Origin of the sequence: Sinomonas cyclohexanicum, assembly GCF_020886775.1 — a bacterium.
In the GTDB taxonomy this organism is placed as follows: Bacteria; Actinomycetota; Actinomycetes; order Actinomycetales; family Micrococcaceae; genus Sinomonas; species Sinomonas cyclohexanicum.
In genome coordinates this window covers 3501834-3521449 of record NZ_AP024525.1, presented here as the reverse complement: position 1 = coordinate 3521449, position 19616 = coordinate 3501834, and the positions used below count along the sequence as shown (strand labels likewise).

At 70.9% G+C, this 19616-nt stretch carries 14 protein-coding genes and 1 tRNA gene; 7 read left to right on the top strand and 8 right to left on the bottom strand.

Going from position 1 to position 19616, the window contains the following annotated elements:
* Window positions 1-24 precede the first annotated feature (24 nt).
* The gene (locus tag SCMU_RS16625) at window positions 25-1347 is read right to left on the bottom strand and encodes an ABC transporter substrate-binding protein (RefSeq protein WP_229230207.1); all 1323 of its coding nucleotides are present in this window, start codon (window positions 1345-1347) and stop codon (window positions 25-27) included.
* A 363-nt stretch (window positions 1348-1710) separates the two neighbouring features.
* Here SCMU_RS16625 and SCMU_RS16620 point away from each other — a divergent pair, with 363 nt between their 5' ends.
* Window positions 1711-2805: an IS110 family RNA-guided transposase gene (locus SCMU_RS16620; protein WP_229229519.1), complete on the top strand. Its 1095-nt coding sequence runs from the start codon at window positions 1711-1713 to the stop codon at window positions 2803-2805.
* 299 nt (window positions 2806-3104) lie between these two features.
* Here SCMU_RS16620 and aceE read toward each other — a convergent pair whose 3' ends face one another.
* Window positions 3105-5924, bottom strand: a complete 2820-nt coding sequence (aceE, locus tag SCMU_RS16615) for a pyruvate dehydrogenase (acetyl-transferring), homodimeric type (protein WP_443020166.1) — start codon at window positions 5922-5924, stop codon at window positions 3105-3107.
* A gap of 146 nt (window positions 5925-6070) precedes the next feature.
* Between aceE and SCMU_RS16610 the strand changes: the two genes are divergently transcribed.
* On the top strand, window positions 6071-6862 hold the full coding sequence (locus tag SCMU_RS16610) for an SDR family oxidoreductase (RefSeq protein ID WP_229230206.1): 792 nt from the start codon (window positions 6071-6073) through the stop codon (window positions 6860-6862).
* A gap of 15 nt (window positions 6863-6877) precedes the next feature.
* Here SCMU_RS16610 and SCMU_RS16605 read toward each other — a convergent pair whose 3' ends face one another.
* On the bottom strand, window positions 6878-7282 hold the full coding sequence (locus tag SCMU_RS16605) for a sterol carrier family protein (RefSeq protein ID WP_229230205.1): 405 nt from the start codon (window positions 7280-7282) through the stop codon (window positions 6878-6880).
* 27 nt (window positions 7283-7309) lie between these two features.
* A complete protein-coding gene (locus SCMU_RS16600; RefSeq protein WP_229230204.1) occupies window positions 7310-8317 on the bottom strand; it encodes an asparaginase in 1008 nt (335 codons plus the stop codon).
* Between the two features lie 88 nt (window positions 8318-8405).
* Here SCMU_RS16600 and purD point away from each other — a divergent pair, with 88 nt between their 5' ends.
* Both purD and SCMU_RS16590 read left to right on the top strand, forming a co-directional pair.
* On the top strand, window positions 8406-9725 hold the full coding sequence (gene purD / locus SCMU_RS16595) for a phosphoribosylamine--glycine ligase (RefSeq protein WP_229230203.1): 1320 nt from the start codon (window positions 8406-8408) through the stop codon (window positions 9723-9725).
* Complete coding sequence (locus SCMU_RS16590; protein WP_229230202.1) at window positions 9725-10651, top strand: phosphoribosylaminoimidazolesuccinocarboxamide synthase; 927 nt, start codon at window positions 9725-9727, stop codon at window positions 10649-10651. The genes purD and SCMU_RS16590 overlap by 1 nt, the downstream gene beginning before the upstream one ends.
* 4 nt (window positions 10652-10655) lie before the next feature.
* On the opposite strand, the gene SCMU_RS16585 is transcribed toward SCMU_RS16590, so the two are convergent.
* Window positions 10656-11957 (bottom strand): helix-turn-helix domain-containing protein, encoded by a 1302-nt coding sequence (locus tag SCMU_RS16585; protein WP_229230201.1) that lies wholly within the window; start codon window positions 11955-11957, stop codon window positions 10656-10658.
* Between the two features lie 212 nt (window positions 11958-12169).
* On the opposite strand from SCMU_RS16585, the gene SCMU_RS16580 reads away from it, so the two are divergent.
* From SCMU_RS16580 to SCMU_RS21205, 3 genes are all read left to right on the top strand, one after another.
* Entirely contained in the window at window positions 12170-12394 is a 225-nt protein-coding gene (locus SCMU_RS16580) for a hypothetical protein (protein WP_229230200.1), read from the top strand.
* 135 nt (window positions 12395-12529) lie between these two features.
* The gene (locus SCMU_RS21210) at window positions 12530-13717 is read left to right on the top strand and encodes an HAD-IC family P-type ATPase (RefSeq protein ID WP_338027566.1); all 1188 of its coding nucleotides are present in this window, start codon (window positions 12530-12532) and stop codon (window positions 13715-13717) included.
* A complete protein-coding gene (locus tag SCMU_RS21205) occupies window positions 13663-15303 on the top strand; it encodes a cation-translocating P-type ATPase (protein WP_338027565.1) in 1641 nt (546 codons plus the stop codon). The genes SCMU_RS21210 and SCMU_RS21205 overlap by 55 nt, the downstream gene beginning before the upstream one ends.
* Window positions 15304-15374: 71 nt before the next feature.
* Here the strand turns inward: SCMU_RS21205 and SCMU_RS16570 are convergent.
* The 3 genes from SCMU_RS16570 to SCMU_RS16560 form a co-directional block, all read right to left on the bottom strand.
* Window positions 15375-15451: transfer RNA gene (locus tag SCMU_RS16570), tRNA-Pro, on the bottom strand.
* A gap of 321 nt (window positions 15452-15772) precedes the next feature.
* A complete protein-coding gene (locus SCMU_RS16565; RefSeq protein WP_229230199.1) occupies window positions 15773-17674 on the bottom strand; it encodes an ABC transporter ATP-binding protein in 1902 nt (633 codons plus the stop codon).
* A complete protein-coding gene (locus SCMU_RS16560; protein WP_443020341.1) occupies window positions 17671-19593 on the bottom strand; it encodes an ABC transporter ATP-binding protein in 1923 nt (640 codons plus the stop codon). Before SCMU_RS16560 ends, SCMU_RS16565 begins: the two co-directional genes overlap by 4 nt.
* Window positions 19594-19616: the final 23 nt, after the last annotated feature.

Below are 19616 nucleotides of genomic sequence, written 5' to 3'. Positions count from 1 at the left end.
CCGAGGTTCGCTTGGGGTCCGGGCCTACTGGGCCGCGTAGAGCGCGGCCGCCTGGGACTCGAGGTTCTTGATGTCCACGCTGCCGTCCTTGATGAAGGACTGCAGGGCCGGGATCATCACATTGTTCGCCATGGCGGGCAGCGCGTCGCGGTCGAAGAACTGGCTGATGTGCTTGGCATTGGCGATCACGTCGGCGCACTTCTTGTTCAGCGGCGAGAACTTCGACGTGTCCGCGCCCTTCGCGGTCGCGATGTTCGAGTTGTCGACGTTGTAGTAGTCGTTCTGGGCCTCGGGGGTGCCCATGAACGCGAGGAAGTCCTTCGCGGTCTGGTTCTGGCCGCCCTTCTTGGACAGGAGGAGGCCGTCGATCGGTGCCTCGATGGCGTCCTGGCCCTCGACCGCGATCTCGGGGAAGGGGAAGAAGTCGATGTCCGCGAGCACGGTCGGGTCCGTGAACTGTTGGGTCACGAACGAGCCGAGCAGGTACATGCCGGTCTTCTTCTGGGCGAGGAACTGGGCCGCATCCTGCCAGGTCTGCCCGAGCGCGCCCGGGTCCTGGTAGGGGAGGAGCGCCTTCCACGTGTCGAAGACGGACTGGACCTTGGGCTGGTTCCAGGACTCCTTGTGGGCGCACAGGTCCACGTGGAACTGGTAGCCGTTGAGGCGCATGTTCATGTAGTCGAACGTTCCCATGGCCGGCCAGCCGTCCTTGTCGGCGAACCCGATGGGGATGATGCCGTCCGACTTCATCTTCGCGGCGAGGGTCTTGAGCTCGTCGAAGGTCTTCGGGACGGCATAGCCCTTCTCGGCCCAGAAGCTCTTCCGGTAGAAGAAGCCCCACGGGTAGTTGTAGTTCGGGACGAAATACATCTTTCCGTCAGGCCCTGTCGAGGCCTTCTTGAGGGCATCCGAGAAGTTGCCGCCGATCTTCTCCCAGACGTCGTCGATGGGCGCGAGGAGGCCCTTGCCCGCGTAGTACTGCATGCGGTAGCCCGCGAACCATGTGAAGGCGTCGTCCGGGCTGCCCTGGAGGTAGGAGTTGATCTTGTTCTGGAAGTCGTTGTGCGGGACGGTGTTGACCGTGACGGTGGCGCCCTCCTTCTTCTGGAACGCGTCGACCACGGCCTGGTACGCGCGCTTGGGGACGTCGTCCGACGCGCCCGACCCGAAGGACATGGTCTTCGAGCCAGAGGAGCCCCCGCCGGGTGCCGAGCCTCCGGTGCACGCGGAGAGGAGGGGTATGCCCGCGAGTCCGACGGCTCCGATGCCGAGCGTCTTCAGAACGGCCCGGCGATCCATGGGCGGGAGGTGGAACGTGGAGGCGGAACCGCTGCCGGAAGTGTTCATCTGCTTCTCCTGGATGTGAACGACGGGGCTTCTATGACCCACATCACATTCCAGAATGTTAGGCGATCGAAAACGATCAGAACAGTTCAGAAACGTAAGCGTTATCATCCCGTGATCTCACAGGAGCGTTCATCGACGAAGATGGCCGGAGCGACTTTCGGCCCCGGAGACGCGAAGGCCCCGCACACTGTCCAACCAGGCCCAGAGGACGGTGTGCGGGGCGGTCTATCGCGTCGGGGCTAGACGGTATGGAGTGACCGCCTTGTGTGGGTGGTTGCGGGCCGGGGCCTCTCTCGCGCAGATTCGTGGGTTACCGGACAGAGTCCCCTGCCCGGCCTATCCGACATGCGTGGGGAGGCCCCGGTGTTCATTGAGCGTACGAGTGTTGGTCTGGATGTGCACGCCCGTTCGGTCGCGGCGGCGGCGATCGACGGGGTGACCGGCGAGCTGGTGCAGACCAGGCTTGCCCCGTCCCAGGAGGCCATCAGCGGATGGCTCGCCGGCCTGCCGGGCCCGATCGCCGTGGTCTACGAGGCCGGCCCGACGGGATTCGGACTTTCGAGGGCCTTGACCTCACAGGGAGTCAGGTGCGTGGTCGCCGCCCCGTCCAGGCTGCAGCGCCCGTCGGGGGACCGGGTCAAGACCGATTCCCGGGACGCGGTGCATCTGGCCAGGCTGCTGCGCCTGGACGAGGTCACCCCGGTCGCGGTCCCGACCGTGGCGCAGGAGTCCGCCCGGGATCTGGTGCGGGCGAGGGAGGACTGCCGCGGGGACCTGATGCGGGCCCGGCACCGGCTCTCCAAGCTGCTCCTGCGGTATGGGATTGTCTATGACGGCGGGGACGCCTGGACGGGGGCCCACGACGTCTGGCTTCGGAAGGAGGCACTTCCTCAGCTGTTGTCCCCGGCGACCAGGATGGCGTTCGACTCCGACTACGAGGCGGTGCTGACGGTCAGGGCCCGCCGCGACCGGCTCGATGCCGCGATCGGGCAGCTCGCCGCCGTCAGCGAGTTCGCCCCGCTCGTGCACCGGCTGGGCTGCCTGCGCGGGGTCAGTACCCTGACGGGGTTCGCCCTCGCGGTGGAGATCGGGGACTGGCGCCGGTTCACTGGGGCCACGATCGGTTCCTTCGTCGGCCTGACGCCCTCGGAGCACTCCTCCGGCGCCTCCCGGGCGCAGGGGCCGATCACCAAGACCGGGAACGCCCACGTCCGCAGGCTCCTGGTGGAGGCCGCCTGGCACCACCGGGCCCGGTATGTGGCCGGCAAGACCATGCGCGACCGATGGGACCTGGCCCCGGCCGCGGCCCGCGTGCGCGGCGATGAGGGCAACCGGCGCCTGCACGAGAGGTGGGTGGGCTTCCTCGAGCGGCGCAAGCGCCCCACCGTGGCCAACGTCGCAATCGCCCGCGAGCTGGCCGGGTGGTGCTGGTCGCTGGCAGTCATGGACGACGACTGACCCCCGCCGCCCACAGACCGCTTCGCCGGATCCCACAGAGGTCGGCGGCAGCGCGTGGAGCCACCCGCGGCACAGCTATGAACAGGCACCCCAGAGGGGGCCCACGTTCGCTCCTAGACACGCGGACCGACTCCAGCCGAACCACCGTCCTGCGGTAGCCAATCCGCGCATATCAGCCTGACCGCGCGTCGCCAACGACACGCTCGCCGACCACCCCCTCCAGCGAAGCACAGAGGCGCCGCCGGGACCTCCTCCCGGCGGCGCCTCACCCTGCCCACTTGACAGCAGCTCACTCCATATCAGCTGTCGCCGCCCGCGCCGCCGGTCGTTCCCGCGTTCACGTCGAGCAGACGGTACTTCCCGATCGCGTCGCGCGCCGCCGACGCCGGCACCTCGCCGCGGCGGGCGAGCTCGGCCAGGGTGCGGACCACCACGGAGTGCGCGTCGATCTTGAAGAATCGGCGCGCAGCCGCTCGCGTGTCCGAGAAGCCGAACCCGTCGGCGCCGAGCACCGCGTAGTCGCCCGGCACGAACTGGCGGATCTGGTCCGGCACGGACTTGTTGTAGTCCGTGACGGCCACGACCGGCCCGGACGTGCCCGCGAGCTGCTGGGTCACGAAGGGCGCCGGCGCCTCGAGCTCGGGGTGCAGGAACGCCTGCTCCTCGGCGGCGAGGCCCTCGCGGCGCAGCTCCGTCCAGCTCGTCACGCTCCACACGTCCGCCGCGACACCCCAGTCCTCGGCGAGGATGCGGCGCGCCTCGAGCGCCCACGGCACGGCCACGCCCGAGGCGAGCAGCTGCGCGCGCGGGGCATCGGCGGCGAGGCGCGAGGCGGCGTCGTCCGCTCCGCCCGCGCCACCCGACGGCAGCCGGTACATGCCCTTCAGCAGCGCGTCGACGTCGAGGCCCTCCGGCTCGGCCGGCTGGACGATCGGCTCGTTGTACACCGTGAGGTAGTACATGACGTTCGGATCTGCGGTGGTTCCGGGGGTACCAGCGGCGCCGTACATCCGCTCGATGCCCGCCCGCACGATGTGCCCGATCTCGTAGCCGTACGCCGGGTCGTAGGTCATAACGGCGGGGTTGGTCGCCGCCAGGAGCGGGGAGTGGCCGTCGGCGTGCTGGAGCCCCTCGCCCGTGAGCGTGGTGCGCCCGGCGGTGGCGCCGATGATGAACCCGCGCGCCATCTGGTCCCCGGCCGCCCAGAACGAGTCGCCGGTGCGCTGGAAGCCGAACATCGAGTAGAACACGTAGATCGGCAGGAGCGGCTCGCCGTGGGTGGCGTACGCGGTCCCGGCGGCGGTGAACGCGGCGACGGCACCGGCCTCGTTGATGCCGGGGTGGATGAGCTGCCCGGCCGGCGACTCCTTGTATGCGAGGACCAGGTCACGGTCCACGGACAGGTAGTTCTGGCCGCCCGGGTTGTAGATCTTCGCGGTGGGGAAGAACGCGTCCATGCCGAACGTGCGGCTCTCGTCGGGAACGATCGGCACGATCCGCCGGCCGAAGCCCTTGTCCCGCATGAGGTCCTTGAGGAGCCGCACGAAGGACATCGTGGTGGCGGCCTGCTGCTTCCCCGACCCGCGCTTGGCGACCTCGTACGCCTTCGGCTCGGGAAGCACGGCGGCGGCATGCTCCTTGCGCCGCTGGGGCACCGCGCCGCCGAGCTCGGCACGGCGGGCGAGCAGGTACCGGATCTCGGGCGCCTCGAATCCGGGGTGGTAGTAGGGCGGCTCGTAGGGGTTGGCCTCGAGCTGCTCGTCTGTGATCGGGATGCGGAGGTAGTCGCGGAAGTCCTTGAGGTCCTCGAGCGTGAGCTTCTTCATCTGGTGGGTCGCGTTGCGGCCCTCGAAGTGCGGTCCCAGGCCGTAGCCCTTCACGGTCTTGGCGAGGATCACGGTGGGCTGGCCCTTGTGCTCCACGGCGGCGCGGTAGGCGGCGTACACCTTGTGGTAGTCGTGGCCGCCGCGCTTGAGGTTCCAGATCTGCTCGTCGGTCAGGTCCGCGACGAGCTCCTTCGTCTCCGGCGTCTTGCCGAAGAAGTGGTCGCGGACAAAGGCACCGTTCTCGGCCTTGTAGGTCTGGTAGTCGCCGTCCGGGGTCTCGTTCATGATCTTGACGAGCTGGTTGTTGTCATCGCGCGCGAGCAGCGAGTCCCACTCGCGGCCCCACACGACCTTGATGACGTTCCAGCCCGCTCCGCGGAAGAACGCCTCGAGCTCCTGCATGACCTTGCCGTTGCCGCGCACCGGCCCGTCGAGGCGCTGGAGGTTGCAGTTGACGACGAACGTGAGGTTGTCCAGGGCCTCGTTGGCTGCGAGCTGGAGGAGGCCGCGCGACTCGGGCTCGTCCATCTCGCCGTCGCCGAGGAAGGCCCACACGTGCTGGTCCGAGGTGTCCTTGATCCCGCGGTTGTGCAGGTACCGGTTCGACTGGGCCTGGTAGATCGCGTTCATCGGCCCGATGCCCATGGACACCGTGGGGAACTCCCAGAACTCCGGCATGAGCCGCGGGTGCGGGTAGGAGGAGAGGGCGTGGCCCTCGCGGGACTTCTCCTGCCGGAAGCCGTCGAGGTCCTCCTCGGTCAGGCGCCCTTCCATGAAGGCGCGGGCGTACATGCCGGGGGAGGCGTGGCCCTGGAAGAAGACCTGGTCGCCGCCGCCGGGGTGGTCCTTGCCGCGGAAGAAGTGGTTGAAGCCCACCTCGTAGAGCGTCGCGGCGCCCGCGTAGGTCGAGATGTGCCCGCCCACGCCGACGCCGGGCCGCTGGGCCCGGTGCACGAGGACGGCTGCGTTCCAGCGCATCCACGCCCGGTACCGCCGCTCGACCTCTTCGTCGCCGGGGTACGCGGGCTCCTGGTCCGCGGGGATGGTGTTCACGTAGTCCGTGGTGTGCACCATGGGCACGCCGACGCTCTGGGCGCCCGCGCGCTGCAGGATGCTCTTGACCATGAACTGGGCCCGCTCGGTGCCCTGCTCGGACACGAGCGAATCGAAGGACTCGATCCACTCGGCGGTCTCTTCGGGGTCGCGGTCCAGGGCGGCACCGCCGCCATGGAACTCGGCGCCATGGAATCGGGCGCCGAGGAACTGGGTAGGCTCTCCAGTCAACACGTCCAACCTCTTTCTGCGCGGGGTACCGCGCCCGGGTCTGGGTGGATTGGCTCCGCTCTCATTTCGTATTGCGGAAACAAAATACTGTAATGTGAAACTAGCGTGCAGGGTCAGCGTGACGCACGTCAAGTCCGTGACGATCGGGAGGCCACATGGGAGAGAACGAGCACGCGCGGCGCGTCGCCGTCGTGACGGGTGCCGGCAGCGGGATCGGCCGAGCGGTGGCGCTCAGGCTCCTTGACGACGGCTGGCGCGTGGCGCTCGCCGGCCGGCGCGAGGACGCGCTGACCGAGACAGTCGGTGGCACTTCGGGCCTCGCCTCCGGCGCCGGCGATGGCCCGCCCGCGCTCGTGGTGCCGTGCGACGTGACCCGGCCCGACGACGTCGACCGCCTCTTCGCCGAGACGCTGCGCGCCTTCGGCCGGGTGGACGTTCTGTTCAACAACGCGGGCACGTTCGGGCCCTCCGGCGACGTGGGCGAGATCGACATGGCCGGCTGGGAGTCCACCGTTGCGGTCAACCTCACGGGCAGCTTCCTGTGCGCGGCCGCGGCGTTCCGGGCCATGAAGGCGCAGGAGCCCCAGGGCGGCCGGATCATCAACAACGGCTCGATCTCGGCGCACGCGCCGCGCCCCCGGTCCGTGGCGTACACCACCACGAAGCACGCCATCACGGGCCTGACGAAGAGCATCGAACTCGACGGCCGGCCCTACGGCATCACGGCCGGGCAGATCGACATCGGCAACACGCGGACCGAGATGATGCACGGGCTCAGCGTCGGCGAGGGCGCACTCCAGGCGGACGGCTCGCGCCGCGTCGAGCCGACGTTCGCGGTCGAGGAGGCCGCCAACGCGGTCGCCTTCATGGCGTCCCTCCCGCGCGAGGCCAGCGTGGGCAGCCTGCTCATCACGGCCTCGGGCATGCCGTTCGTGGGCCGCGGATAGTGCGCCCCAGACCGGCTACCCCAGCGGGAGGAACTCGCTCAGGTCCGTGCGGATGCCGGACGCGCTGAGCTTCCCCGACGCCAGCGCCTCCGGCCACGCGAGCATCCCGGTCGCAAGCCCCAGCCACGTCTCGGCGTCGGTCTCGACGACGTTGGGCGGAGTCCCGCGCGTGTGCCGCGGCCCCTCGACGCATTGCGCCACCCCGAACGGCGGCACCCGCACCTCGACAGAGTTCCCCGGCGCGCGCTCCGCGAGCTCCTCGAGGAGGTACCGCACCGCGGTCGCCACGGTCTGACGCGGCACCTCCTGGCGCACGACGGCGACGCCCTCCTCGCGCTCGGACGTCGCCGAGCGCGCGGCGCGCCACACGGCGACGGCCGCGCGCCCGTCGTCGTGCGCGATCCTGCGGCGGACAGCCATCTGCGTGCCTCCTGGGGTTGCGTGAATCTAGTCCAGCAGCGCCGACACGGCGCGGCCGAGGCGGATGCGGCCCACCTGCCGCCCGCCGCCCATGACCGGCTCGACGACCCGCTCGAGGACCCGCGCCACGTCTGCGACGTCCACCGCGTCCGCGGCCGCGAGCATGGTCAGGGCCACAAGGGTCGTGGCGCGGACGTTCCCGTCGAGGACCTTGACTGCCGCCGTGGCGCCCTGGGGCGTGGCGAGGACGACGAGGCCCTCGGCGCCGACCTTGGCCAGGACGCCGAGCTCCTCCATGACGATCGTGTTCGGCTGGTCGCGGCCCTGGACGGCCCACGGGTAGTCCAGCATCGACGTGGCGATCGTCGCGGCACGGGCGTTCGCGCCCTGGTCGCCGGGGGCCTTCGCGAGGCGCGAGTAGGCGCGGGCCAGGCCGTGCAGCGAGAGCGCGGCGACGGGGGCGCCGCATCCATCGATCCCGAGGTGCGCGATGAGCTCTTCGGCGTACTCCTCGATCGTGGCCCGGACCCGCTGCTGGAGCGGATGGTTCGGCTCGAGGTAGCTGCGACGGTCCCAGCCGTTCTCCACGCACGCCCACAGGAACGCCGCGTGCTTGCCCGAGCAGTTGTACGCGAGCCGCCGTTTGCCGTGGCCCGCGCGGACCAGCCAGCCGCGGGCGTTCTCGTCGGTCGGCCAGTCCGGCGGGCAGAGGAGGTCCGCCTCGCGCAGTCCGGCCGCGCCGAGCATGCCCTCGACCACGTCCATGTGGTCCAGCGACCCCGTGTGGGACGCGCACGCGACGGCCACCTGGGTGCCCCTGAGCGGGACGCCCGCCTGCATGGACGCGAGCGCCTGGAACGGCTTGAGAGTGGACCGCGCGAACACGGGAGTGCGGATGTCGCCGAGCTCCGTGACCACCGAGCCGTCCCCGGCCATCACCAGCGCGGAGCCCAGATGGCGCGACTCGATGAAGCCGCTGCGCTCGATCACGGCGAGCTCGACGGAGTCGTCCGCCGAGAAGGTTGCGTGGTCCATGGTCCCCAGTTTATGTGCGCGTACACGCATGAAGCCGCCAACCCACCGGCGGGTGCGCCGCGCGGGGCCGTCCCGATACCCTTGGGGCGTGAAGGTTCTCGTGATCGGCCCGGGTGGCCGCGAACACGCCATCGTACGCTCCCTCCTCGCCGATCCGAGCGTCACCGAGGTGCACTCCGCCCCGGGCAACGCCGGCATCGCCCAGGTGGTCCCCACCCACCCCGTCAACGCCAACGACCCTGCGGCCGTCACGGCGCTCGCGGAGACGCTCGGCGTGGACCTCGTGGTGGTGGGGCCGGAGGCCCCGCTCGCGGCGGGCGTGTCTGACGCCGTCCGCGCGGCCGGCATCCCCGTGTTCGGGCCGAGCAAGGCCGCCGCCCAGCTCGAGGCGTCCAAGGCATTCGCGAAGCAGGTCATGGCCGAGGCCGGCGTGCCGACCGCGATGGCGCGCGTGGCGGTCAATGCCGAGGAGGCCGCGGACGCCCTCGACACGTTCGGCGCCCCCTACGTGGTGAAGGACGACGGGCTGGCCGCCGGCAAGGGCGTCGTCGTGACATCCGACCGGGACGCGGCCCTCGCCCACGCCCAGGCATGCTTCGACGCGGGCGGGTCCGTGGTGATCGAGGAGTTCCTCGACGGCCCCGAGGTCTCCCTGTTCGTCCTCTCCGACGGCCGCACCGTGGTCCCGCTCGCCCCGGCGCAGGACTTCAAGCGCATCTTCGACAACGACGAGGGCCCCAACACCGGCGGCATGGGCGCGTACACGCCGCTCGAGTGGGCGCCCGCGGGCCTCGTCGACGAGGTGATCGAGCGCGTCGCGCAGCCGACCGTCGACGAGATGGCCCAGCGCGGCACGCCGTTCGTCGGCGTGCTGTACTGCGGCCTCGCCCTCACATCGCGCGGAACCCGCGTCATCGAGTTCAACGCCCGGTTCGGCGACCCCGAGACCCAGGCCGTCCTCGCCCGGCTCATGACGCCGCTCGGCGGCCTCCTCCTCGCGGCCGCGACCGGCCGTCTCGACCAGGCCGAGACTCTGCGCTGGGCGCCCGAGGCGGCGGTCGCCGTCGTGCTCGCCTCAGAGAACTACCCGGACACGCCGCGTACCGGCGACCGCATCCGCGGCCTTAAGAAGGCCGCGGCGCTCGAGGGCGTGCACGTCCTCCACGCCGGCACGAAGCTGTCCGACGACGGCAAGGTCGTCTCCGCCGGCGGGCGTGTGCTCGCCGTCGTGGCGCTCGGCGAGGATCTCACGCACGCCCGCGAGAAGGCCTACGAGGGGATCGAGCTGATCAAGCTCGACGGCGGCCAGTACCGCCGAGACATCGCCGCTAAGGCGGCGCGGGGCGGCGTGAGCGTGCCCGGCGTGTCGACGGGCGCCCAGAACAGCGCCGGAACGGGAGCCGAGTGATGACCAGCGAGAACACGAAGGGCTACACGACCGAGGTCCTCGATCTGCCGGGGTGGCGGCACATCTACTCGGGCAAGGTTCGCGACCTGTATGAGCCCGCGGAGGCCGGACCGGGCGAGTCCGGTGAGGTCCTCGTCGTCGCGAGCGACCGCATCTCCGCCTACGACTACGTCCTGGCGAGCACGATCCCCGACAAGGGCCGCATCCTCACGCAGATGAGCCTGTGGTGGTTCGAGCAGCTCAACGTGCCCAACCACGTGATCGGCTCCACGGTCGACGACGGAGTCCCCGCCGAGGTCGTGGGCCGCGCGATGATCTGCCGTCGACTCGAGATGTACCCGGTCGAGTGCATCGCCCGCGGGTACCTCACCGGCTCCGGTCTGCTCGAGTACCGCGAGTCCGGCACCGTGTGCGGGATCCCGCTTCCCGAGGGCCTCGTGGACGGCTCGCGCCTGCCGGAGGCAATCTTCACCCCCTCGGCGAAGGCGGAGTTCGGTGAGCACGACGAGAACATCACCTACGAGGACGTGACCGGCATGGTGGGCGACGAGGCCGCCGCCCAGCTGCGCGACCTCACACTCGAGCTGTACCGCGAGGCAGAGCGGATCGCGCGGGAGCGGGGGATCATCCTCGCGGACACCAAGGTCGAGTTCGGCGTGGACCCGGCCTCGGGGATCATCACGCTCGGCGACGAGGTCCTCACCCCGGACTCCTCGCGGTTCTGGGACGCCGCCTCGTGGGAGCCCGGCCACGCCCAGCCCTCGTTCGACAAGCAGTTTGTCCGTGACTGGCTGACCTCCGACGAATCCGGCTGGGACCGGGCCTCCGGCGAGGAGGCCCCGGTGCTGCCGGACGACGTCGTCACGCGCACCCGGGCGCGCTACGTCGAGGCGTACGAGCGGCTCACGGGACGCACGTTCAGCTGACGGGTCAGCTGGCGGCGCCCTTCCCGACGGTCTCCTGGGCGCCGCTCTTCTCCGCGCCTCGCTCTGCGCGCTGCGCGGCGAGCCGGATCTCCAGGATTGCGTCCATCGTCTGCTGAACCTTGTCTGAGGCGCCCGCGTAGCTGAACTGCTCGCGGGCGTCCTTCAGGAGCTCGAGGGCCTCCTCATTCTGGCCCAGGGCCTTCAGGGCACGGCCGTAGAGGAGCGCCACCTCGCCGGCCGTGTGCCGCCCCAGCGCGGACTTCTCCGCGTAGATGGTCCGCAGGAGCTCGATGGCCTCGGGGATCTGGCCGTTGAGGTACAGCCAGCGCGCCCGGATGAACATCACCTCGAGCTGTTCGGCCCGTGATCCGCCCACGATGCTCAGCGCGAGCTCGGCGCGCTCGATCGCCGCGAGAGTCTCGGGCTCGATGATCCCGCCCGAGAGGCGCACGGCGGCCGAGGCCTTGTTGAAGCGGGCCCACAGCTCGATGTCATTGGCGGGGGAGAGGAGCTTGGCCGCACGCTCGTGGTGCTTGACGCCCTCCTCATAGTCGGCGCGCATGAACGCGACATTCCCGATGACCCACTCGACCTCGCCTGCGAGCTGGCCCATCGAGTCCTCGTCGACGAGCGTCGCGAGGATGCGGCACTGGTCCCACGCCTCGTCAAGGCGGCCGCTCTCCGCGAGGGCGCCGATGAGGGCCCGGAGGGCGCCGATGTAGATCGTGGATCCCGGCGGCAGCTGGGCGCCCAGGCGGACGGCCTCACGGGCGTGCTCGACGGCAGTGCCCAGCTGGCCGAGCCCGTGGCAGACCGCCGCGAGCATCTGACGGGCGCGCACCGCGAGGCCGGCGGACTCCGCCACGATCGGGTGCTCGAGGAGGTGCTGGACGATCCGCTGGCACTCGGCGAGCTCGCCCTGCTTCATGAGGCACTCGGCCTGCATGTATGTCATGTTCCACCACGCGCTGTTGTTCTTCCCGTCGAGGGCAAACTGGGCGGCCGTGGCGGCGTGGGTGGCGGCCTGCGCGTAGTCGCGGAGGTCCCATGCCTGGCGGGCGTAGAGCCCTGCGAGGACATATTCGGCGTCGTTGGCGCTGACGGGCTGGCTCCACGCCTCGAGGGCCTTGGGCGCGAGCTGGAGCCGCCGGGCCAGTTCTTGGATGACTTCCGCCGTCGGCTCACGGCGACCGGTCTCGAGCAGCGAGATGTAGCTCGGTGAGTACAGGTCCTTGCCGAGCTCTGCCTGCGTCAGCCCGCGCTCGAGCCTCTCAGCACGCAGTTTCTCGCCGAATCCACTACCCACGTTGACCTCCTGGCCCCCTCCCGAGACCGTTCGAACCCCGGGTTGCTGTGTGTGCCGCAGCCCATCAGGAGGCGTCCCGAAGGCGGCGGCTCTCCTTGACAGGCCATGTGGAAGATATTTTACTAGGCATGTCAATCACGACAAAGCATGCTCCGCCCGGAAACACGCACCCAGTCCCGCGTCATCACGCGACAGAATTCAAGGACAAGAAGATGCTCAAGAAACTGATTGCAGCGCTTGCGGTGGGAGGCGCCCTCGCGGTATCGGGCGTTGCCGGCGCGCCGACGGCGATCGGCAACTGGCCCGACCCGATGCGGGTCCAGGCCATCGGCAATTGGCCGGACCCCATGAAGGCTCCGGTGGCCATCGGCAACTTGCCCGACCCCATGCAGGTGTCGCCCCAGGGGGGAATCGGCAACTGGCCCGACCCGATGTGAGCTATCCGATGTGATCTCTAGGGCGGGCTCCCTAGGATCTGATGCGCATGCCCCGGGCCGCACGGTCCGGGGCTGTCGTGCGTGCAGGTACTAGGCCCCTTCCGGATGGCCCCTCTGGGCACCAGAATGTGGTCCGTGAGCGTCTCCTCTGGCCGCCAGGCCGTCCCGCCCGGCCGCGTGCGGCCAGCCTCGGGAATGACCGTGGCGGACGGCCTCGGCACCCGTGCCGTGGGGGAGCTCCGCAGGCAGTTCGGCCCCAACAGCCTTCCGCGCGAGAAGGCGCGACCATGGTGGCTTCGGCTCGGGGCGGAGTTGGCGCACTTCTTCGCCCTCATGCTGTGGGCCGCCTCGATTCTCGCCTTCGTCGCCGGCATGCCCGAGCTGGGCTGGGCCATCGCCGCGGTGGTGGTCATCAACGGGCTCTTCGCGTTCTTCCAGGAGGCACGGGCAGAACGGGCCTCGGCGAAGCTCCGGGAGCTCTTGCCGAGCAACGTCCAAGTCCGGCGCGATGGGCGGACCACCGTGGTCGACGCGGCCGAGCTCGTCCCCGGAGACATCGTGCTGCTGACGGCCGGCGACCGCATCCCCGCAGACCTCGACTTCCTGCAGGCCTCCGGCGTCTCTGTCGACGAGTCCATGCTGACCGGCGAGAGTGTGCCTGTGCCGCGCGGGGCGGGCGAGGCGGGAGCCGGCGGCACCTTCGTCGCTGCGGGAGACGCCGTCGGTCGCGTCACCGCGACGGGCACATCGACGCGGCTCGCTGAGATCGCCCGCCTCACCACGCGGGCCGAGCCCCCGCCCAGCCCGCTTGATCTCGAGCTCAGGCGGATCGTGAAGATCATCGCGATCGTCGCCGTCACGGTGGGGGCCGCGTTCTTCCTCGTCTCGCTCCTCATCGGCAACCCGCTTGCCGGCGCGTTCCTGTTCGCGATCGGTGTCACGGTGGCGCTGGTCCCCGAGGGGCTCCTCCCCACGGTCACCCTCTCGCTTGCCATGGGTGCCCAGCGGATGAGCCGGAGGCATGCGCTCGTGCGCAACCTCGAGGCTGTGGAGACGCTCGGGTCCACCACTTTCATCTGCACCGACAAGACCGGGACGCTCACCCAGAACCGGATGGGGGCCGTCGAGGTCTGGACGCCTGCGGGGTCGGTGGCCATCGAGGGGCCCGGGTACGCCCCCGAGGCGGCGGTCGACGGCCCGGCCGGCGCCGTCGCGGCCGCGGCGCAGCTCGCGGCCGGTGCACGTGCGGCCTCGCAGGGCGACATCGAGTGTCCCACGACGGCGAGTGGCGCGCCGTCGGCGACCCCATGGAGGCCGCGCTGACGGCCCTCGATCGCCGGCTTGGCGGTGAGGCCGAGGGGATCGTGCCGATCGCGGGATTCGCGTTCGACGGCGAGCGGAAGCGGCAGAGCGCCGTCCTGGGGGCCGGTTCGTTCCCGGGGGAGGCCGAGGCCGGGGAGCTCTGGGTCAAGGGTGCTCCCGAGGTGCTGCTGGACCTGTGCATCGGCGACCACAGCGCCGACGATCGCGCCGAGCGCCACCCTGACCGGGGGGAGGCCCAGGGGCCGGGCGACGGCGGGTGGCGCGGACGTGCGCACGCCGCCATCGAAGCGCTTGCGCAGCGCGGACTGAGGGTCCTCGCGGTAGCGTCGCGCGGGATGACCGGCGCGGAAGTCCGCGCAGCGGCGGCGGGAGAGGCCGACGCCGTCGTTCTTGAGCGGGACCTGGTGCTCCGCGGTCTGGTCGGGCTGCACGATCCGCCCCGGCCCGCCGTGGCCGGGGCCATCCGCCAGGCCCGCGAGGCGGGGATCAGGATCGCGATGGTGACTGGGGACCATCCCATGACGGCCGCGGCGATCGCCCGGGAGATCGGCCTGATCGACCACCCCGCAGGGCCCGACGACGTCCTCTCGGGTGCGAGCCTGCCGGAGGACCAGCAGGTGCTGGGCGCGCTCCTGGACCGGGACGGCGTGGTCATCTCCCGCGTCACGCCCGAGCAGAAGCTGCGCGTCGCGCACGCGCTGCAGGCGCGGGGGCACTGCGTCGCGATGACGGGCGACGGCGTCAACGACGGTCCCGCTCTCGAGGCGGCGGACATCGGGGTCGCCATGGGGCGCAGCGGGACCGACGTGGCGCGCAATGCGGCAGACCTCGTGCTCCTCGACGACGACTTCGCGACCATCATCGTCGCGGTGGAGCAGGGCCGCGCCACCTACGCGAACATCCGCCGTTTCCTCACCTACCACCTCACCGACAACGTTGCCGAGCTCACGCCGTTCGTCGTGTGGGCGCTGTCGGCGGGGCACTTCCCACTCGCCCTGGGAGTCCTGCAGATCCTGTGCCTGGACATCGGGACGGACCTCCTGCCTGCGCTCGCCCTCGGCGGCGAGAAGCCGAGTGCTGGGGTCCTCAAGCGGCCCCCAGAGCGGCGCCACCTCATGGACGGGAGCCTGATGTTCCGGGTCTTCGCGGTGCTCGGGCCGGTGGAGGTCGTCTTCGAGATGGCCGCGTTCGCGTGGGTCCTGTGGCTCGGTGGCTGGCGGCCGGGCGGGGACCTGCCTCCGGTGGGCGTGATTGCCGCGGCCTCGGGGGCGGCATTCACGGCCGTGGTGCTCGGGCAGCTCGCCAATGCCTATGCGTGCCGCAGCGCGAGCCGGTCCGCGTGGAGGCTCTCGTGGACTGGCAACCGGATGCTCCTCTGGGCGATCCTCGTGGAGCTCGCACTTCTGGCGGTCTTCCTCTTCATCGGCCCGGTGGCAGCCGTGCTCGGCCAGGCCCCACCGCCGCTCGAAGGGTTCGTGATCGCCGCGCTCGCGATCCCCGGGGTCGTCATCGGCGACGCCGTCCACAAGGCCATGCGGCATCGCTTCGGTCGAGGCAGGACTCATCCGGTCCTGCCGCACCATTAGTTCCAGATGGCGTGCCGTTCCAGGTGGTGCACAGCGAAAGGCCCCGCAGCGTTGGCTGCGGGGCCTTCCCTTGGTCGGGATGACAGGATTTGAACCTGCGACCTCTTCGTCCCGAACGAAGCGCGCTACCAAGCTGCGCTACATCCCGATCCATCGCCCGAGTCTCCCCGGAGCAACTCGTCTAGAGTACCCGATTCGCTCCCGAACGTGAAATCGAGCGGGCGGTTTTGAAGCAGCAGGCGACGTCCCGTGGTGATCAGAATGGCGGCAGGTCTTGCATGCGGTGAACGTCGGCCGTGGGCGGTCCTTCGCCCGGGACGCGCCGGACTGTGTGAGCGGTGTTGGGGCTGGATCGTCGATGAGGCAGAGGAGGCGGTCACGGTCTGCGGGTGCCGTTGTTGCGGGCGGTCTTCCCGGCAGTCTGGCGTGCCTGGATGAGGGCGAGGGACGTGAGGGCGTCAACGGCGCTCTACACGAGCGAGTCGCGCCAGGCCCCGTGGAGGGCGGCGAACCGGCCGCCGCCGGCCAGGAGCTCCGCAGGCGATCCGTCCTCGACGATGCGCCCGCCGTCCACCACGAGCACCCGGTCTGCGATCTCGACGGTCGAGAGCCGATGGGCGATGATGATCGCCGTCCGCGCGCCCGCACCGGACGCCCCAGCCCCGCCGTCGCCGCCCGCCCGAGGGGGGCCGCCGCCGTCGTGCGCCGCGGCGCCGTCCGTGCCGGGGCCGTTGAGCAGCTTCGCGAGGCCGGCCTGCACGAGCCGTTCCGAGGGGATGTCCAGGGAGCTCGTGGCCTCGTCGAGGATGAGGACGGCCGGGCTCGCGAGCACGGCCCGGGCGAACGAGATGAGCTGCCGCTGCCCCGCGGAGACGCGGCCGCCGCGCTTGGTGACGTCCGTGTCGTACCCGTCCGGCAGTGCCGAGATGAACCCGTGCGCGCCCACGGCGCGCGCGGCCGCCTCGATCTCCTCACGCGACGCGTCCGGACGCCCGAGCGCGATGTTGTCCGCGACGGACCCCGAGAACAGGAACGCCTCCTGCGTCACCATGACGACGGCGCGCCGCAGGTCCCGCGTCGAGAGCCGGCGGAGGTCGACGCCGTCGAGCGTCACCGCGCCCGAGGTGGGGTCGTAGAACCGGGCCACGAGCTTGGCGAGCGTCGACTTGCCCGCCCCGGTCGCCCCCACCAGTGCGACGGTCTGGCCGGCCGGGATCCGCAGCGTGAACTCCGGCAGCACCTCGGGCCCCGACGCGTACGAGAACGAGACGGACTCGAACGCCACCTCCCCGCGCGCCGCGGGGAGCTGCACCGGGTCCCGCGGCGGCTGCACCGTGGGCACCTCCTCGAGCAGCCCCGAGACCTTCTCGAGCGCTGTCTGGGCGCTCTGGAACGAGTTGTAGAACATCGCGATCGTCTCGAGGGGGCTGAAGAACCGCTTCGTGGAGAGCACGACGGCGAGCAGCACGCCCACCGCGAGGTTTCCCTCGAGCACCCGGAACGCAGCGACGAGCAGGATGACGGCCACCGTCACGTTCCCCGTGAGCACGAGCCCGGGCTGGAAGACGCCGTTGAGCATGACGGAGCGCTGGGTTGCGGCGGCGTAGTCGTCGGCGAGGACGCCGTACTCGGCGCTGTTGGCGCGCTCCTTGCGGAACGCCTTGACCGCGCGGATGCCGGTCATCGTCTCGACGAAGTGCACGATGAGGCGCGCCGAGACCACTCGCGAGGCACGGAAGGCCCGCTGCGAGCGGACCTGGTACCAGCGCGCGAGGAGCGTCATCGGCACGGCCGCGGCGAGCATGATGAGCCCCGACGGCCAGTCCAGGGCGAACACGGTGATCGCCGTGAACAGCATGAACAGGAGGCCCGAGGCAAGGGCGCTCACGCCTGAGTCGAGAAGCTCGCGCAGAGCCTCGAGGTCCGAGGTCTGCCGCGAGATGATCCGCCCGGACGTGTACGTCTCGTGGAAGTCCAGGCTCAGGCGCTGGGTGTGCCGGAACACCCACACGCGCAGGTCCAGCAGCATCGCCTGGCTCAGGCGCGCCGTGGAGGTCACGTAGCCGGCGGTGAGCAGCGCCGTCGTCAGCGCCGCGGCCAGATAGCCTGCGCCGACGAGCCACGTGAGCCTCGGATCGCCGGACGCGAACGCGGGCAGCGCGCGGTCGATCCCGAACGCGATGATCGCCGGCCCCGCCGCGCGGCTGGCCTGCGAGACGACGACCATCGCGAGCGTGGCCACCAGGCGGCCCCGCACGGGGCGCATGAGGTCGCCGAGGAGAGCGAGCGAGCGACGCCGGACGGCGCGGCTCGCCTCCCGCGTGAGGTCTACCGCGTCCTCGCCGCGCGTTCCGAGGGTCGCGTGGGTCACCGGGCCTCCTTCGAGTAGACGTCGTCCAGATTGGGCTCGCGGTCCCTGTCCAGGTCCCGCGGCCCGCGGGGCAGGCTCGCGATGACCCAGCGGTAGTGCTCACTGCGCGTGAGCAGCTCTGCGTGCGTGCCGACGTCCTCGATGACTCCGTCCCGCAGGAGCGCCACTCGGTCCGCGAGCGCCACGGTCGAGGGGCGGTGGGCGACGATGAGCGTTGTGGTGTGGGCGAGGGCGTCGCCGAGGCGCTCCGAGACTCGCTCCTCTGTGGCGACGTCCAGCGCCGAGAGCGGGTCGTCGAGCACGAGGACCGCGGGCCGGGCCGCGATCGCGCGGGCCAGGGCGATGCGCTGCCGCTGCCCGCCGGAGAGGCTCAGGCCCTCCTCGCCGATGCGGGTGTCGAGGCCGTCCGGGAGCGAGTGCGCGAAGTGGGCCTGCGCGACGTCGAGGGCCTCCTCGAGGAGCGCCTCCGCCTCGGGTCCCTCCCGAACGGGCGCGCCGAGCAGGACGTTCTCGCGGACCGAGGACGAGAACAGGGTCGTGTCCTCGAAGGCCACCGCGACGAGGCGCCGCAGCTCGGCGAGAGGCAGCCGGCGGATGTCGATCCCGTCGATCTCCACGGCTCCGCCGGTGACGTCGTACAGCCGCGGGACGAGCTGCAGCAGAGTGCTCTTGCCCGAGCCCGTCGCCCCCACGAGGGCCATCGTCTCGCCCGGGCGGATGTCCAGGCTCACGCCGCGCAGTACGCCCGGCGGGCCAGCCGCTGGCGGGAGGTCCGCACGAGGCGGCCCCGCGCCGTCGTGCGAGGGAGCTGTGAACGCGAAGCGCACGTCGCGGAACGTGAGCGCGCCGCGCGGGTCGGGGAGATGCCGCGGCTCGGCGGGGTCCGTGAGGGTGTTCTCCGCGTCCATGACCTCGAAGTGGCGGTCCACCGCGGTCTTCGCGGTCAGTGCCATACCCACGAGCATGCCGCTCGCCTCGACCGGCTGCGCGACGGCTGCGGCGGTGGCGAAGAACGCCGCGAGCGAGCCGATGCTCAGCTGGCCGGTCGCTGCGAGCCAGATGCCCACCATGAGCCCGACGCCGAGCGCGAGCTCGGGCAGGAGGGTCACCACGAGGCTGAACAGGGCCTGGTGCCGGGCCTTGGCGACCTCGGTCTCGCGCAGTTGCTGGGCCTGCTCTGTGAAGCCCTCGAGCGCCTCCCGCGCGCGGCCGAATGCCTTGAGCACTCGGATCCCGTGGACTGACTCCTCGACCGTCGTGGCGAGGTCGCCGGCCAGGTCCTGGCTGCGGCGCGTCGCGAGGGAGAACCGCCGGCGGAAGATTGCGCCGTAGACCATGATCGGCAGGGCCGCGGCGAGGAAGATCAGCGCCAGCTGCCACGCGAGCGTGAACAGCAGCACCACGCCGAGCGCCACAGTGCTGATCGAGACGACGAGGAAGATCGCGCCGAAGGCGAGCCAGCGGCGCAGGAACCCGAGGTCCGCGATGGACCGCGAGAGCAGCTGCCCCGAGCCCCAGCGGTCGTGGAACGAGACCGGGAGGTCCTGCAGGTGGTCGTAGAGGGCCACGCGCATCTGCCGCTCGAGGCTGATGCTCGGCTCGATCACGAGTACCCGGCGGAGGTAGATCATGCTCGCCTCGAGCACGCCGAGGACAAGCACGACGCCGGCCGCTCCCCACACGGCCGATCCCTGCGTCCCGCTGCGCACGAGTTCATCGATGACGAGGCGCAGCACCTGCGGGACGGCCAGGGCCAGCGCCGAGGCCGCGAGCGCCACCACGAGGCCCATCAGCAGACGCGGGACGATGGGGCGCACGAGCGGTCCCAGACGGGCGATTGACGCCCAGTACCTCGTCTGCTGGGCCGTGCCCGGTCGGGCGCCGCCCGGTGGGGCGGCTGCAGGGGCGCGCTGTGGCATGCCGGGGCTCACACCTCGAAGGA

Bases quoted from the DNA above. Each gene is read 5' to 3' on its own strand.
- SCMU_RS16605 (WP_229230205.1), bottom strand. From the start codon at position 7,282: ATGGCTGTCCGCCGCAGGATCGCGCACGACGACGGGCGCGCGGCCGTC.
- SCMU_RS16590 (WP_229230202.1), top strand. From the start codon at position 9,725: ATGACCAGCGAGAACACGAAGGGCTACACGACCGAGGTCCTCGATCTG.
- SCMU_RS16610 (WP_229230206.1), top strand. From the start codon at position 6,071: ATGGGAGAGAACGAGCACGCGCGGCGCGTCGCCGTCGTGACGGGTGCC.
- SCMU_RS16560 (WP_443020341.1), bottom strand. From the start codon at position 19,593: ATGCCACAGCGCGCCCCTGCAGCCGCCCCACCGGGCGGCGCCCGACCG.
- SCMU_RS16600 (WP_229230204.1), bottom strand. From the start codon at position 8,317: ATGGACCACGCAACCTTCTCGGCGGACGACTCCGTCGAGCTCGCCGTG.
- SCMU_RS16625 (WP_229230207.1), bottom strand. From the start codon at position 1,347: ATGAACACTTCCGGCAGCGGTTCCGCCTCCACGTTCCACCTCCCGCCC.
- SCMU_RS16580 (WP_229230200.1), top strand. From the start codon at position 12,170: ATGCTCAAGAAACTGATTGCAGCGCTTGCGGTGGGAGGCGCCCTCGCG.